Genomic DNA, 15,256 nt, shown 5'->3' on the forward strand with positions numbered 1-15,256 from the left:
TGCTACTAGCCCTTTTCGTTAATCTCTTTCTATTATAACTTGATTTCCTCATCTTTCGCATTGAAAAAGTGGAATTCAGTTAGGTAATATGACGTCATTGGATTTACTTTAATCCATTTACCGTACTTCATAAACCATTTCATTCTTTTAGAAATCAAACCAGACTTAATGTAAGCGTCTATGTATGGGTGAACACATAAGGTCACCTTTTTCTCATTCTGTTCTTGAAGAATAAAACTCAAATTATTTTCAATATCATCCATTAGGACAATACTTGATCGGATTTCACCTGTACCATCACAAGCAGGACATTTCTCGTTTGTGACAATATTCATTTCAGGTCTTACACGTTGACGGGTGATCTGCACTAAACCAAATTTACTTGGTGGCAAAATCGTATGTCTCGCTCTGTCCGACACCATACATTCTTTTAAGAACGTATACAACTCTTTTCGATGATTGGGCTTGTGCATATCGATAAAATCGATGACTACAATTCCCCCCATATCACGCAAACGCAGTTGCCGCGCGATTTCTTTTGCTGCTTCCATATTGACCAGCAATGCATTATCTTCCTGATTCTCCTTATTGGCAGAACGGTTACCGCTATTGACATCAATTACGTGTAGAGCTTCGGTATGCTCGATAACGAGATACGCACCACCCGGCAATGTAACAGTCTTGCCAAAAGCTGCCTTGATTTGCTTTTCAACTCCGAAATGGTCGAAAATTGGTTCTTTATGTTTGTAAAGTTTTACAATTTTCTCCAGATCTGGAGATATATCGTGTATATATGATTTTGTTTCTTCGAAGATCGAAGGATCATTAACATAAATATGCGAAAACTCATCCGTTAGGATATCCCGTAGAATAGTGGATGCACGATCCATTTCGCCGAGAACCTTTTGCGGTGGTTCAGCATTACGAAGACGTTTGGTAAATAGCTCCCATTTTGAGATCAGGTCCAATAAGTCTCGTTGTAGTTCTTCAACACCCTTTCCTTCAGAGACTGTACGGATAATTACACCAAAATTAGCTGGTTTAATTCCTTCGACAATCTTTTTGAGGCGGTTGCGCTCATTACTACCTTTGATACGCTTGGAAATGGAAACAGTACTTGAGAAAGGTACCAAAACGACAAAACGACCTGCAATTGAAAGGTCTGAACTCAGACGAGGTCCCTTTGTTGAGATGGGTTCTTTGGCGATTTGTACTGGCACGAGCATATTTTTGCTCAAGACATCAGAGATCTTACCAGCTTTATCGATATCCTTTTCAAGTTTTAAACTATTGAGCAGTTTCTCTTGATAACTGCCATTCTTTACTATACGTGTAAGCTTTAGCAAAGATTGAACTTGCGGACCCAAATCTAGATAATGTAGAAAAGCATCCTTTTCGTAGCCTACATCTACGAAAGCCGCATTCAGCCCCGGCATAATCCGCTTGATACGTCCGAGATAAATATCTCCGACAGCGAAATTGTTATTTGCGGGCTCGCGGTTAAGTTCAACAAGCTGCTTGTCTTGTAGTAAAGCAATAGTTACCCCTTTATCAGGAGTTGAATCGATAATTAATTCCTTTACCAAAAGCTACTCATTTTTGATACCTATGCAATATCCTATCGCAATTTTTGGTATCCGATTAAACATTTAAAGAACGTTGTTACGAAAAAAACAATCTACACACCCATAAAGACATGTAGATCGTTTCGTAAAGCTATCTCAGCAAAATGGGCCAAGATGTTTAAAAGCTTAACACAAGACTATTTTTTCTTGTGTCTATTTTTTCTTAAACGTTTTTTACGTTTGTGAGTAGCCATCTTGTGTCTTTTTCTTTTTTTTCCGCTTGGCATAGCTAAATTTTTTAATGATTATAAAATAATAAATTAATTACTTGCTCAATTCCCCGATCTTACGGTCGATGAATTGTGATAGGGACGGATCAGCTGCCAGCTCTTTACTTTTTTGAAAAGCAGTTACGGCCTCTTTTTTCATCCCAATATTTTCATAGCCTGTGGCTAAGTAAAAGTATGACTCTGCATCGGGTTTTTGATCGATAACGGTCTTAAAACGCTCGATGGCTTTGTCAAACTGACGGGACTGTAATGAAAACAATCCCAAAGTTTTATTCGCTTCTAAGTTTTTCGGATCAGCAGCAACAACTTCACGCAATAGCGCAATACCTGCCATTGGATTGTTTGTTCCTGATACCATTGCGGCACCTAATCCTGTTTTTGCATCAAGACTACTTGAATTAGCTTTTAACGCCGCCTCATACGCATGAATTGCATTCTGATTAAGAGCTTGGGCTAAAGTAGAATCTTGCAAATTAGTATAAGCAGCACGATAAGCATTACCCGCTTTCAACCAATATTCAAATTGAGGAGAAACCTTTGCCATTTCCTCATACACAAATGCCTGAGGGGCTGGTTTTGCGACATCGTCCCACTTATTTGCCAACTGTTGCAACAGCTTTATCTTATCTTCACCAGAAGCTTTTGCAACTTGGGCCTCAATATCGGAAATTTCTTTGACTAAACTAGCATCTAAACCTTGTTTTGTCATCGAAGAGATATTTTCCAAGTTTACTTCATTGGAAGGTTTCGATTCAGATGCTGCAGCAGTTTGTTTTTCTTTGTCCACCAAACCTTTAATAGGCTGCGCAAATAGCACAGCAACCAAGGCTACTACTGCTCCTATGACTATTATTTGTTTGGTTTTTGCCATTTTAATCTATTTTAAGATTATTTATTGCCGTTTTTTACTTTCTCAACGAAAATTTTAGCTGGCTTGAAGCTAGGAACAAAGTGCTCTGGAATAATGATTGCTGTATTTTTTGAAATGTTTCTTGCAGTCTTCTCAGCTCTTTTTTTGACTACGAAGCTACCAAAACCTCTTACATATACATTTTCTCCTCCGATCATTGCGTTTTTGACAACTTTGAAGAACGCCTCTACGGTCTCTTGAACATCTACCTTCTCTAAGCCAGTTTTGTTAGAGATTTCTGCAATAATTTCTGCTTTAGTCATATCTATTTTACTGTAATTATTTATTTTTCAACCCTTAAGCCAACTAATGTTTGGGGATGCAAAAGTATTGTTTTAAAATGAGGAATGGAAATTATTTAAACACTTTTTTGATAAATAAGCTTCCAAAAGCCAAACATTTACAATCAATTAACGAGATTTCACATCGAGCAAACCGCTAAATAAGTTTCAAAATTAATAACAATTTCCTAATTTACAACAAGTTGATTCATTGGATGTCATAAAAAAATCAAGATATGCCAATTGCATGACTAATACGTTCCAAATCCTCCTGAGTATGATGTGCATTGACAACAATTCTATTCAATAATGAATCTGTAGGAAGGGGATAAGGAAAACTAGAGACCAATATACTCGCTTCCATCAGCCTTGCGTAGAGACTAATATCATTGGAAGAGAAGACCGGAAAATTAGCGATGGCATTTAAATATCCTTTTGAAAGCGATGCGAAATAAAGAATATTTGCCTGCAATTTCTCAAATTGCTTACGATAGATCTGCTCCCCATTTACAAAAGCATAAAGACTCGCGGGGGAACTCGGGGAGGCACCAGTATAAAAATTTGACTTTTTAAGCTGTGCTATCCGTTTCTGGCTGGCCAAAATCAGGCCCGCGTCTGTCGCTAAGCCCTTTGCCAGGGAGGCCACGACAATCAGCTCTATATTTTCTCTCAAAAAACCACGCTCCACCAGTGAAATGCCATTTTCATGCAACACACCGATTCCGTGAGAATCATCCAGCAATAGGGTAACCCTTTTTGCATCCGAAATTTCATCAAAAACCGAAAAATCATATCTTTCAGGCTTCATGTTATCTAGGCTATTGCTAACAATAACAAAAGATGTTTCTTTGGATTTATTGATATAATCGACAGTTCGCAAGCTCCAATCCCTAAAATCGCCAACTATGCCCGGGTTTGCGTCAAGCCACAGGGAAGGATGGCTAGCAGGTGCATAGAGCAATTCTCCCTCTTGCGACAACGTTTTGACAACAAATTGAGTCGCCAAGTAACCGCTTGACAGCAATAATCCAGACTCAAATCCAAATCGCTGCGCCGCATATTCCTCGGCTTTGTCAAATATAGCTTGCTGTACATTGTTATTGCGAGAAGTACCATTATTAACACCATAACGCCTTAACCCTTCGATGAAGAGTTCGGTATATTCATTATCCGTCGCCAACCCTAAATAGGAGGTTCCTCCAAAAAAAAGGTATTCCATTCCATCCAAGTAGATGGATCGTCCAGTCGGTTGATCAAGTTTCGTAAAATTTTTCATTTAAACACTTAGGCGGGTGTCCTCACAAAAGGAAGGACAGCCCATTTTTCATTAATACTGCTCTAACCCCCAAACACCCTTCTTTAAATTTTCAATTACCGGGGGGAGCGCTTTTCCTTTTGGACAGTTTGATTTCAATCAATAATACACATTTCGTTTGACATCTATCCATTGCGGCGGGAACATTTATTTCCTAATCTTTTGATCCGCTTATAAACAGAGCATAGCATTGCAAGTGACAGTTTCCTAGCTTACGAACCATCTATCAATAGACATTCCCATCAACCCTGCAACACCTCCGGATTGGCGATATGCTGTGGGGCTCCTTGTGCGAAAGCAACAATATTCTCAAAAGCCAACTTAAACAACTGTTCGTAGCCATTTTCTTCAACGTAGCCCAAATGGGGTGTGCAAATCACATTCGGCAGCCGCAACAATGGATAATTGGAGTCTGTAATAGGTTCTGACTCGTAAACGTCAACCGCAGCAGCGCCTGGTGTCCCACTGATCAAAGCATCCAAAAGTGCTCCCTGTTCAACCAATTCCGCACGCGAAGTATTTACGAATAGTGCTGATGGTTTCATGGAACGCAGATCTTCCAATTTTACAATAGCTCTGGTTTCTGGCACCAACCTCAGGTGCAGTGTTACCACATCCGCAAAATGAAAGAAATCCGACTTACTTGATGCTGCTAAGAACCCGTCTTTCACCGCCTCTTCTCTGGAGTGCTCACTTCCCCATACAATCACCTGCGCGCCAAAGGCCTTTGCATACTGGGCAACCCGGCGCCCAATCTTTCCGTAGCTCCATATACCTATCGTTTTCCCTACCACAGACTGACCAATATTCGTCTGCCATTGCCCTGCTTTCATCGCTGCAATCGCTTGTGGCAGTTTACGCAAACCATTCATAATTAATAGCCAAGTCAGTTCTGCAGGTGCGACCGGGGACCCAATACTTTCCGCAACAGCAACTTGATAGGCACTGCAAGTCGCCAGATCAAGGTGGTTGGAAATTTTACCCGTTTGGCTGATGAGCCGGAGGTTTGGAAGTCTACCGAGCAGATCCGCAGAGATTTTCGTTCGCTCCCTGATCAGCACTAATGCCTCTGTATTTTTAAGCTTTTCGGCCAGCAGAGCCGGATCTGCATAGGATTGTTTCAATATCTGAACATCGTGACCATCAAGTGTTTTGAAACAATCCAGCTGCCGGACAGCATCTTGATAGTCATCTAAAATGGTAATTCGCATCTTTCTGTGACTTAATTTACACCGCTCTTTAACACGATCGGTTCTCATTCCAAGCATTAATTTACAGCATAAAATCGGAATACGACATTTCATCATCATATTTTGACATTTCATCCACTCTTTTTCGTGGAAGCAATTGCTCCATTCCATTTTTGGATAAAAATCAATAAAATGAAGCTGCTATTAACCTTACTATTTTTAAGTACCACGACCGTTTTCGCGCAATCTATTCTCAAAGGCAGGGTAGTAGAGAAAAATGGTAAACCTATCTATTTAGCCAATGTTTATATAGAAGGTACCTACGATGGGAGTACAACAGACTCGCTCGGAAATTTTACTTTTGAAACCAATGAGCGGAGTGCCAAGACAATCAAAGCGTCCGTTGTAGGTCGCCCACTGTATAGCAAACTCATTGAATTACCATATAAGGAACTTTTGATCATTCAATTGCAGGGTAGTGAGAATCGATTGCAAGAGGTCAGTATTCAGGCAGGGGTCCTTCAAGCCAACAGCTCAGGCAAAAACACGGTGATGAGCCCCTTGGACATTGTCACGACGGCAGGAAGCATGGGCAACATCATTAGTGCTTTGGCAACATTACCGGGGGCACAAGTTGCGGGAGAAAACGGCCGTCTCATGGTTCACGGCGGAGATGCCTCCGAGACACAAACTTACATCAATGGGATACGGGTAGCACAGCCCTATACCGCAACCCCAAATGAAGTTCCTGTCAGGGGTCGGTTCTCACCGATGCTCTTTAAAGGCGTCAATTTTTCTACCGGAGGTTATTCTGCGGAATTTGGTAATGCCTTATCCAGCATTTTGGCCCTTAGTACAGAAAACACCATTGAACAGCCCAAAACAGAAGTTTCCTTATCATCTGTGGGCCTTGGTCTAGGGCATACATTACAATGGGGTAAGAACTCACTGACCTTCAATACTAGCTATACAAACTTAAAACCCTATTCAAAAATCATAACTCCCGACATCAAATGGACCAAACCCTATGAAAACGCTTCCGGAGAACTTATCTATCGCCATCAGTTTAGAAAAGGCTTTCTAAATATTTATGGGGCGTACAATTTTGAGAATATGGGGCTTTTTCAGTCCGACATCAATTACGAGGAGCCTATCCCATTGAAAAAGAAGTCCAACAATAGCTACGCCAACATCACCTACAGTCAAGACTTAGGAAATCGCTGGGCATTCAATTCAGGTGTTGGAATAGGCTATCTGACAGACAAGCTTCATTACAGTAACATTTACCTGCCCAACGACGAAAAGAGCCTCCATGTAAAAGGAACCTTAAGGAAAACCTGGAAAAACAGTATAAAAAGCATTTGGGGAATAGAATATTTTGATAACAATTACAAGGAAGAATACCATCGTCAAGAACTCGCCTACAGCTATGGATACCATAGCAAAATGACTTCGCTGTTTACCGAAACCACTTTTGGCCTATTACCTAACCTTATTGGAAAGATCGGCCTACGGGGGACTACGTCCAATTTACAAAGCAAAAAAACAATAGAGCCAAGGGCATCCTTGGGCTACGCTTTGAACAAGTATACCCAGCTCTCGCTGGCCTATGGAACGTTTCATCAACAAGCCCCCAGTTCACTTTTAAAATATGATCCTCAGCTGGATTGGCTAGCCGCCAGACATTATATCGCAAATTACTTTTACGAGAAAAGCGGACACCTGTTGCGTCTGGAAGCCTACCATAAGACATACGACAACCTGATAAAATATAACAGCCAAACAGCAAGGTACGACAGTCAATATGACAACAATGGCAACGGCAACGTCAAAGGCTTTGATGTATTTTACAAAAACACCAGTAGCGTAAAGAATCTACAATACTGGATTTCATACTCCTACACAGACAGCAAAAGAAATGAAGCGAACTATCCCCATACAGTTACTCCCTCTTATGTTTATAAGCATAGCCTTTTTATTGTTGGAAAATACTGGTTTGCAGGCCTCAGATCACAGCTCAGTTTGACAAATTCGTTTGTTTCAGGAAGAAATTACAATGACCCGAACCAAACCACTTTTATGAATGGTCACACCAAAGGATATAATAATCTATCTATGAGTTGGTCATTCCTCTACAGTCAGCAAAAAATTATCCATTTCTCTGTCAGCAATGTCCTCGGAGCTTCACCAATCTATGGATATCAATATGCAGACCGACCGAATACTCAGGGCATTTATGATCGTAGACCTATTGTGCCTACAGCTAAACGCTTTGTCTTTTTGGGCTATTTCTGGACGATAAGTAAAAATGAAAAAGACAATCAACTGGATAATCTATAACAATCAACAACTCATCATCAAAATATGCCGGTTCATCCAAAATTATTCCCAATTGCAAGCAACTATCCGCAATTTCACTGGAGTTCAACAAAATATGAACCAGCTATGGAAGAATCAAAAATGTTAACCACTAAACGAAAAATCATGAAATCAATTATTATCGCCATTATCTGCTTCATAAGCAGCAGCACATTTGCACAAAGTAACTACGAAAAAAGTATGGGGCAAGCCATGGGCTTATGGCAGTCCGGAGAGATACAGAAAGCATCTGCACTATTGGAACGAATTGCCCAAGCCGAAAAGGACAATTGGATTCCGACCTATTATCAGGCAATGATCCTGACGACAGCCGCCTTCAGGGAAAAGAACAAAGAAACACAAGCAAAATACATAGAATCTGCAGAAGACATCCTGAATAACAGTACGCAGGACAATAACTCGGAATGGCTTGTGTTGCGAGCAATGAATAAAACCGCATTAATGGTAACCGATCCCATGACAAAAGCCAAGGAGTTATCACCAGTCATCATTGGTTTGTATAAAAAAGCATTGGCAATCACACCTAGTAATCCACGCGCGATGTTGGGGTTAGCTGAATTCCAGATGAACGCAAAAAAATATTTCAATCAGGACAGCAGTAAAGAATGTGAGGATGTCAAGAAAGCACTATCTTTATTCAATGAAGAAAAAGTGACTGTTCCTTTTTCTCCTTCTTGGGGTAAAGACCGGGCAGAACAAATACTGAAAGAGTGCAAATAATATTGCTGTGAAGAGATTCCCATTTAAAGCCATTATTCAGGCCATATTAGCAAGTGTGGTTGTCTCCATCTATTTTGTAGTTGTAGCCAAACTCGATCATAAAGATGTCCCTTTGTTATCCATTATCTTGCACCCAAATATGGTCAGAGGTTTATTGTATGGTTTTTTTCTCTTTCTGAGTCATGGCTATCTATCAAAATGGGTGGCTGATAAGTACCCAAGCAGTAAAGATTTTAGGAAGAAGATGGTTGTTTTTTATGGCATCAGCTTTATCTTGACCATATTTGTCGTTTTTTTAGTGAATGCTTTTCTTTCCGGTCTGTTTATCCCGACCGATTCCAAGGACTTTCTCCAACGCTTCAATCATTTCATTAATCAGCAGCGTGTTGCTTACTACTTTCAACTTGCGATTATCTCCTGGTTTATTTCAATGCTATTTTTTGGCTTCTATTTCTATAAAAGATTCAAAGACTATCAGATTAAAGAATCGGAGCAGGAAAAACAACAAATAACAGCCCAATTCGAATCTTTAAAAAACCAATTGGATCCACACTTTCTGTTCAACAGCTTAAATGTGCTGAACGGGCTGATTGAAGAGGATCCCAAAAAGGCTAGCCTGTTTACAACAGACCTGTCAAAGATATACCGCTATGTACTGGAACACAAGGACAAGAGTCTTGTTAGCTTACAGGAAGAACTCAGATTTTCAAAAGCCTATTTGAATCTTCTGGGCCTACGGTTTGAAGCAGGTATCCAGATTGATCTACATATTTCTGAAGACGAGAGCAGTGGTTTTATTTTACCGCTTTCTCTTCAATTGCTCATCGAAAATGTAGTCAAGCACAATGTTATTTCGTTAAAGAGCCCACTGATGTTAAAGATTTATCGTAAAAACGATTATTTGTATGTTGAGAACAATCTACAAAAAAAGAAAGTGCTCAATAGCAACTCTGGCATCGGTTTGAAAAATATCCAGGAGCGTTATGCATTACTGTCAGATCAACCTGTTTACATTCAGGAAAGCGCTGATTTATTCGCTGTGGGGCTGCCGATTATTGCCAAAACAGTAGCATGAAAACCAGCTAATTCAAACATAAGTCAATGCAGTAACATTTGACGACAAGGATCAATCCGGTCTAAGAGGCCATTAAATAAAACAAAGAAAATACCAGTAGCAATTAAATGTCATAAGTAGGCAGGTATGACCTGAATGCGAAATAAATAAACCACTCAGGGATCAGACGATCTATGAGAACGAAAATATGCAATGAAAATATTAATTATAGAAGACGAACTTCCTTCTGCGAGACTGCTCCGAAGAAAATTGGAGCGGCTCGGTTATACGGTGTCAGCCACACTACAGACCGTAGAAGAATCGATTGAATGGTTTAGGTCAAATGACGAACCTGATCTACTTTTTATGGACATTCAACTTGCTGATGGCATATCATTTGAGATCCTCGAGCAGGTAAAACCTAGTTCGGCCATTATTTTCACAACAGCGTATGATGAATATATGTTACGGGCATTTAAACAAAACAGCATCGACTACCTGTTAAAGCCAATTGAAGATGAAGAACTGGAAAACGCGATTGAAAAGTTTCTGCAGTTTAGGCGCCCAGTCTCTCCATTTGATCTAGCAACTTTTGAGGCATTATTTAAAAATACCACCCAAACATTTAAGGAGCGTTTTACGATCAGGATCGGCCAGAGCCTCAAGGTTGTGACCACCCGACAGATCGAGTGCATTTACAGCGAAAACAAGGGCACCTATTTATATACCAATGAAAATGGGAATTATCTGTTCGACCAAACACTGGATGCCTTAACCCCACAATTATCGCCCAAAGATTTCTTTCGGATCAACCGAAGTGCTATCGTGCAATTTGATGCCATCAAAAGCATTGCTGTGCACTCCAATGCGAGATTAAAAATATACCTCAAGCATTACGAATCTGACGAACTGATCGTTTCGAGGGAGAAAGTCGTTGCTTTCAAAAATTGGCTCGATAAATAACCTAGGATTAAACACCCGATTTACTGTTCGTGAAGCTATTAAATCACATCCAAGGATCCAGGCTCAAGTCATCGAACGAGCACTTAGCGGCAAGGAAAAGAAGAATATAGTGGAAGAGGTTACATATTGAGCCTATAATTCAGTGGAATACTGAATCTAAGTGACACGGCAAATCCCTTCATTGGCCGATAATCTTTTTTGTCTTTGATGGAAAAACCATATCCAAAATCAATATCCAAAAGTGTCGCCAGACTAGCTCCGACTTTAGGGGTGAACGTATAAGGCGTCACTTCTGCGCGCACAAATGGGGTCAGTACATAGCTTTGCGGATAATATGTTAGCGCCGCTTCTGGAATAACCGCAAATTTCTTTTGAGTCCAGGTGAAGTTGGCCGTGGCATCTGCCCGCAAGATGTTATCACCTATAAATGGAAATGCAAAATAAGCTCCTGTTTTGATGATACTCCCTTTTTGGAACTGATAGCTCAGGGTCGGACCAATCAAATGGTCTTGTGCTGCTGCCTTTTTTCCAAAAGCCAGCAAAATAACCATACAACCTACCCAAAGTATATTTCTATTTTGCATGACTCATCATTTAATAGAGATGAAAATTCAATGGTATATTCACACCTACAGATACGGTAAAACCATCTATTGGCTTGAAATTTTTCTTTGTATTATAATCGAATCCATAGCCTATCCCCAAATCGACAATTGAAAACAAACTCGCTCCAACTTTAGGAGTAATGGTATAGGGTGTCAATTCAGCTTTGACAAATGGGAACAGGACAAAGTCATTCAGGTAATACGTAAACCCAACTTCCGGAATTACCGTCGTTTTGTTTTCCATCCAGCTAAAATTGGCACCAGCATCTATTTTCATATACTGGAAGTCATTCGGGGCAAATAAGCCCCAACCTGAAACTTTCAAGAAATTTCCGCTCTGATATTGGTACCCCACAGAAGGCCCCCAGATCCATCTATTATGTTCCTGTAAAGGCTTCCTTTGAGCCTTTACTAGCGAAAATGAACAACATAGTGCGGCAATTAACGACAGTGCTTTTAGTTTCATCCAGCTAAATTACAAACTATAATCTATTTTATGGAATACAACAGGCGCACTCCGGAATAGTTTTACTTAAAACAGAAAATAGTACCTATAGGGCTCGGTATCCGCAAATTAAATTGACAAAACTCCCGTTTAGGACAATTTTAATGCTCAAGCAGCTTGATTCTGATAAATTGAGACCTTTCACTCAAGGACCCTTCTTCGCCCCAATACCCATTTATATGGTTGGCCGCGGTATATATATGTCCATCTTTACCCCAAAATAACAGTTCCTCTTTCCAGGTCGGCATCCATTCTTTAAAACTTACCGAAATCATTGGGATTACTTTCCCTTGTTTCACGTGGAAGAGTTGCAGGTCACCTGTGGATTCATAGGGATCAGCATGGAAAGTCATCAAATATTTTTTGTCAGCAGAGAAGAAGGGATAATCACCACATTCCACGATAAGATGTCCATCTTTTCGGTCGAAAAGGCGTACATCAGCGCTTTCCCAATAGTTTCCCGCAACGGCAAAGGCATTCAGAAAATCGTAATGACCCATGTACGAATAGCGAGACTCCAGCTCATTGTCAATATCTTTATCTGTAAAAGTCAGCTTTTTCCCATTTTCTAGCGGTAATTCCAGAATCTTTCCATTTTTAGTATAGGACAGCGTATCCTTGATCATATAATTTTTGGCCGTATTTCGGGCCGCTAAAAACGTTTGTTCATCGATCAATTCCACAAGAAGATATTTATCCAAAGGATGCCCTTTTTCGTAATAGCTTTCTTTTCCGTTCACCGTCTGTGAGACAATGATATTTAAATCCTTGGGTGATATTGTAATTTTATCCTGTTTGCCCAATTTAGATTTTGCCACATATACTTTTTCCCATCGTGTTAAATCATTGGCTTCGCCGTTAGCCCCTTTATAATCCCGTTGAACACGATCCATCACAGCAATCCACTCACCTTCTTCAGCGATTACATCCAGTTTTGTACCAAAAGGATACTTTCCAAGTGCCGGAGCACTTTCATCCGCGCCCTGACGCAACACCACACCAGCACGGTCGATCACATAGAGGTTTTTCAAGACCTTTGTCTGATCATAGTTGATTGGCAATGGAGGAAATTTCTCCGCTACAGCAGTATTCCTGACCGCGACCGAATCCATTTGAGTAGAATCTCCCTTTTGGGTATCCGTCTTCTTCGAACCGTCACCGCAGCCTGATAGTCCCATGGAAATAGTCCCGCCGACTAGCATACACAGGGGTAAAAATAGCAGTCTTTTCATAAAGGTGAAGATAGCGATTCCTGTGCCGAAAAAAAATACTGGTATTCAGGGGTTCTTACCTCCCGGTATAAATATCAAAAAACCAGCAGCTTTGGTTCATCACTATTTGAGTAGCGACCATGGCAATTATTGTCTTTTTCATCCACAATAATTTTAGCTTTTTCGCCAAAGCGTCTTACGATTCACCTGAAGACCACCATGCATTCTTTTTGCCCTAATTACTGTCAATGTGATAACGATCGCGATCGTCAAAAAGCGAAAAATATTCGCGTACCAGTTTCCTGCGGCAGTATCATCGACATCAAAGAGCATCCAAGCCAGATTCATCAGGATATGTAAAGCAATGGGAACCCAGAGATTAAACCTCCATTCAGTATACAACCAGCCAAACAATACCGATCCTAAAAATGTTGTCGTGAAAATGAGCGCCAATTCCACCGGATCCTGACTTTGATATAAATGCAGTAATGCAAATACGAAAGACGTCGCCAGGATAGCGGGTATAAAACCCAAGCGCGTATAGCGGTAAACAAGACCAAAAAAATAAGCCCTAAAGATAAGCTCTTCAAAAAACCCAGCAGATACAGTATTAATCATCAAAGAATTGAAATCAGGTTCTTTGATCAAGGAAAACTTAAATGCATACCCGATAAACATCGGGAGTGTTGCCAGCCCACCGATAGCTAGCCCCGAAATAAATGATCCATTCAAACCAGATGTAGAAATCATGGTGTCCTGATCTTTTGGGCGAAGTAAAAGCGCGCCTATGAACAGAGGGAGTAAGCTAAGTCCATAGGTTGATATATGCCCCAAGGTTCTGTTGTAAAGGAGGCTGGTCATTTTGGAATGGACAGAAGCAAAGAATAATTGATCCAAACCAAAGTAAACCCCGAAAAACAAAAACAAAACAAATAAATTCAAATTTGTGCGATTCATAACTTTTTGGGACAAAACTATAGGACAATCTCAGGACTGAAAAAAATAAGTGGTGGATAGCAAAGATTAGGGACGAATGGCAAACAGCAGCTTAGAATTAATTAAACAAGATTAGTTCAGTAAGTAGGCCTTTACCGAATGAAGCATCGAACGAGACACGAAGGCATACTCCTCCATATTTTCAAAACGCAATAGAAATCCCTGCGCATTGCCTTCTTTGCTCAGTATTCTATCGAAGTTAACCAGATATGATCTGTGACAACGGTGGATATTTGCACCGGTCAGCAGCTCGGCTAGCTTCCCTAGCGTAATACGCACGATCTCCTTTTTTACCCTATTACCTTCGTAGAAATAGACTATGCAATAATTATCCATGGATTTGGCAAATATAAAATCCTGTCGACCAAAATATAAAAACTGGCTTCCATTGGCAACACAAACAATAGCATTGTTATCAGAAACAATAGCGTTGTCATCAGAAGCAACAACATGCGGCCCTGTTAAAGCCACCCGAATCGGAGAAGCTGAATTCTGAGAGATGGGATTCGAGATACGCTGTTCAAGTAAGTTCGCTTGTATTGGCAAAACAAAATCTAGAGAAACAGAGGGGTGAGAGACGGAGTTCGGTATAAGCGGTTCAGATAAGCCCGTCGGTACCAGAGAAGCCAGTCTCTGAAGTGCAGATTTTGAGACCGGCACAGTTTGTTTAGCCCGATTTGCATGCATAATTGTTAAAAAATAGATCAGCCCAATGGGCACATAGAGTGATAGGGTATAAAGCCCCATATATAGCAAGTTAATCCATTGCATGGACACTTGACTAACAATCGAACTATTGTACAGAAAATTCAATATTGAAACTGATACATATACCAATAGCATACGCAGGAATTCTTTTCTTACTGTCCATTCCTTCCTATTGGACAACAAGGCCGAAGTTAATAGATAAGATAAAGCGAAAATGACCCCGTAACCGGCTAATAGTAGGTCCTTGCTAGAATCTTCGAAATTGTAAGTGCCAAAAGGCTGAAAAATAATTAAAAAAAGATAACAGGATACTCCCAGCAAAAAAGCATAAAGCAGCGACCTCTGGAGTGAAAATATCCCCGGAATGATTTGTTGCCCCTGCCTTAACCATAATGTTAAATTGATCATAATCAGCGACAATTTACTAAAATTTCATCATTTCATATCGTACTTTTCAATCGCGCAGAGACTTTCAAGCTAATTATAGCAATTACAATGCACAGTTTTTCGAAGCCCATATCCAAAAAAATCACCCCATTGAACATCTGCCATGGAAGACGTACT

At 40.3% G+C, this 15,256-nt stretch carries 14 protein-coding genes; 4 read left to right on the forward strand and 10 right to left on the reverse strand.

Annotated features, from left to right (window positions below; translation table 11 throughout):
• Positions 1-32: 32 nt before the first annotated feature.
• The 5 genes from M2408_RS18420 to M2408_RS18445 all read right to left on the reverse strand — a co-directional run bounded on the left by M2408_RS18420 (position 33) and on the right by M2408_RS18445 (position 5,572).
• Positions 33-1,586: an Rne/Rng family ribonuclease gene (locus M2408_RS18420; RefSeq protein ID WP_077436961.1), complete on the reverse strand. Its 1,554-nt coding sequence runs from the start codon at positions 1,584-1,586 to the stop codon at positions 33-35.
• Between the two features lie 303 nt (positions 1,587-1,889).
• Positions 1,890-2,726: a tetratricopeptide repeat protein gene (locus tag M2408_RS18430; RefSeq protein WP_104384819.1), complete on the reverse strand. Its 837-nt coding sequence runs from the start codon at positions 2,724-2,726 to the stop codon at positions 1,890-1,892.
• A 17-nt stretch (positions 2,727-2,743) separates the two neighbouring features.
• Entirely contained in the window at positions 2,744-3,028 is a 285-nt protein-coding gene (locus M2408_RS18435; protein WP_028071165.1) for an HU family DNA-binding protein, read from the reverse strand.
• A gap of 247 nt (positions 3,029-3,275) precedes the next feature.
• Entirely contained in the window at positions 3,276-4,322 is a 1,047-nt protein-coding gene (locus M2408_RS18440; RefSeq protein ID WP_259184842.1) for an aminotransferase class I/II-fold pyridoxal phosphate-dependent enzyme, read from the reverse strand.
• A 281-nt stretch (positions 4,323-4,603) separates the two neighbouring features.
• Complete coding sequence (locus M2408_RS18445) at positions 4,604-5,572, reverse strand: D-2-hydroxyacid dehydrogenase family protein (RefSeq protein WP_259184844.1); 969 nt, start codon at positions 5,570-5,572, stop codon at positions 4,604-4,606.
• A 171-nt stretch (positions 5,573-5,743) separates the two neighbouring features.
• On the opposite strand from M2408_RS18445, the gene M2408_RS18450 reads away from it, so the two are divergent.
• The 4 genes from M2408_RS18450 (at position 5,744) to M2408_RS18465 (ending at position 10,667) form a co-directional block, all read left to right on the forward strand.
• Entirely contained in the window at positions 5,744-7,891 is a 2,148-nt protein-coding gene (locus tag M2408_RS18450; RefSeq protein ID WP_259184852.1) for a TonB-dependent receptor, read from the forward strand.
• A gap of 144 nt (positions 7,892-8,035) precedes the next feature.
• A complete protein-coding gene (locus M2408_RS18455) occupies positions 8,036-8,650 on the forward strand; it encodes a hypothetical protein (RefSeq protein WP_259184854.1) in 615 nt (204 codons plus the stop codon).
• A gap of 7 nt (positions 8,651-8,657) precedes the next feature.
• A complete protein-coding gene (locus M2408_RS18460) occupies positions 8,658-9,725 on the forward strand; it encodes a sensor histidine kinase (protein ID WP_259184861.1) in 1,068 nt (355 codons plus the stop codon).
• A gap of 192 nt (positions 9,726-9,917) precedes the next feature.
• Complete coding sequence (locus tag M2408_RS18465; protein WP_259184863.1) at positions 9,918-10,667, forward strand: LytTR family DNA-binding domain-containing protein; 750 nt, start codon at positions 9,918-9,920, stop codon at positions 10,665-10,667.
• Between the two features lie 119 nt (positions 10,668-10,786).
• Here the strand turns inward: M2408_RS18465 and M2408_RS18470 are convergent, their stop codons facing one another.
• The 5 genes from M2408_RS18470 to M2408_RS18490 all read right to left on the reverse strand — a co-directional run bounded on the left by M2408_RS18470 (position 10,787) and on the right by M2408_RS18490 (position 15,100).
• A complete protein-coding gene (locus tag M2408_RS18470) occupies positions 10,787-11,251 on the reverse strand; it encodes a hypothetical protein (RefSeq protein ID WP_259184865.1) in 465 nt (154 codons plus the stop codon).
• A gap of 10 nt (positions 11,252-11,261) precedes the next feature.
• Positions 11,262-11,738 (reverse strand): hypothetical protein, encoded by a 477-nt coding sequence (locus M2408_RS18475; RefSeq protein ID WP_259184867.1) that lies wholly within the window; start codon positions 11,736-11,738, stop codon positions 11,262-11,264.
• A gap of 140 nt (positions 11,739-11,878) precedes the next feature.
• The gene (locus M2408_RS18480) at positions 11,879-13,009 is read right to left on the reverse strand and encodes an SH3 domain-containing protein (RefSeq protein ID WP_259184870.1); all 1,131 of its coding nucleotides are present in this window, start codon (positions 13,007-13,009) and stop codon (positions 11,879-11,881) included.
• A gap of 153 nt (positions 13,010-13,162) precedes the next feature.
• Positions 13,163-13,945, reverse strand: coding sequence for a CPBP family intramembrane glutamic endopeptidase (locus M2408_RS18485; protein ID WP_259184873.1), 783 nt, complete (start codon positions 13,943-13,945; stop codon positions 13,163-13,165).
• Between the two features lie 111 nt (positions 13,946-14,056).
• Entirely contained in the window at positions 14,057-15,100 is a 1,044-nt protein-coding gene (locus tag M2408_RS18490; RefSeq protein WP_259184875.1) for a LytTR family DNA-binding domain-containing protein, read from the reverse strand.
• Positions 15,101-15,256 lie beyond the last annotated feature (156 nt).

The organism is Sphingobacterium sp. BIGb0165 (genome assembly GCF_024810095.1).
In the GTDB taxonomy this organism is placed as follows: Bacteria; Bacteroidota; Bacteroidia; order Sphingobacteriales; family Sphingobacteriaceae; genus Sphingobacterium; species Sphingobacterium detergens.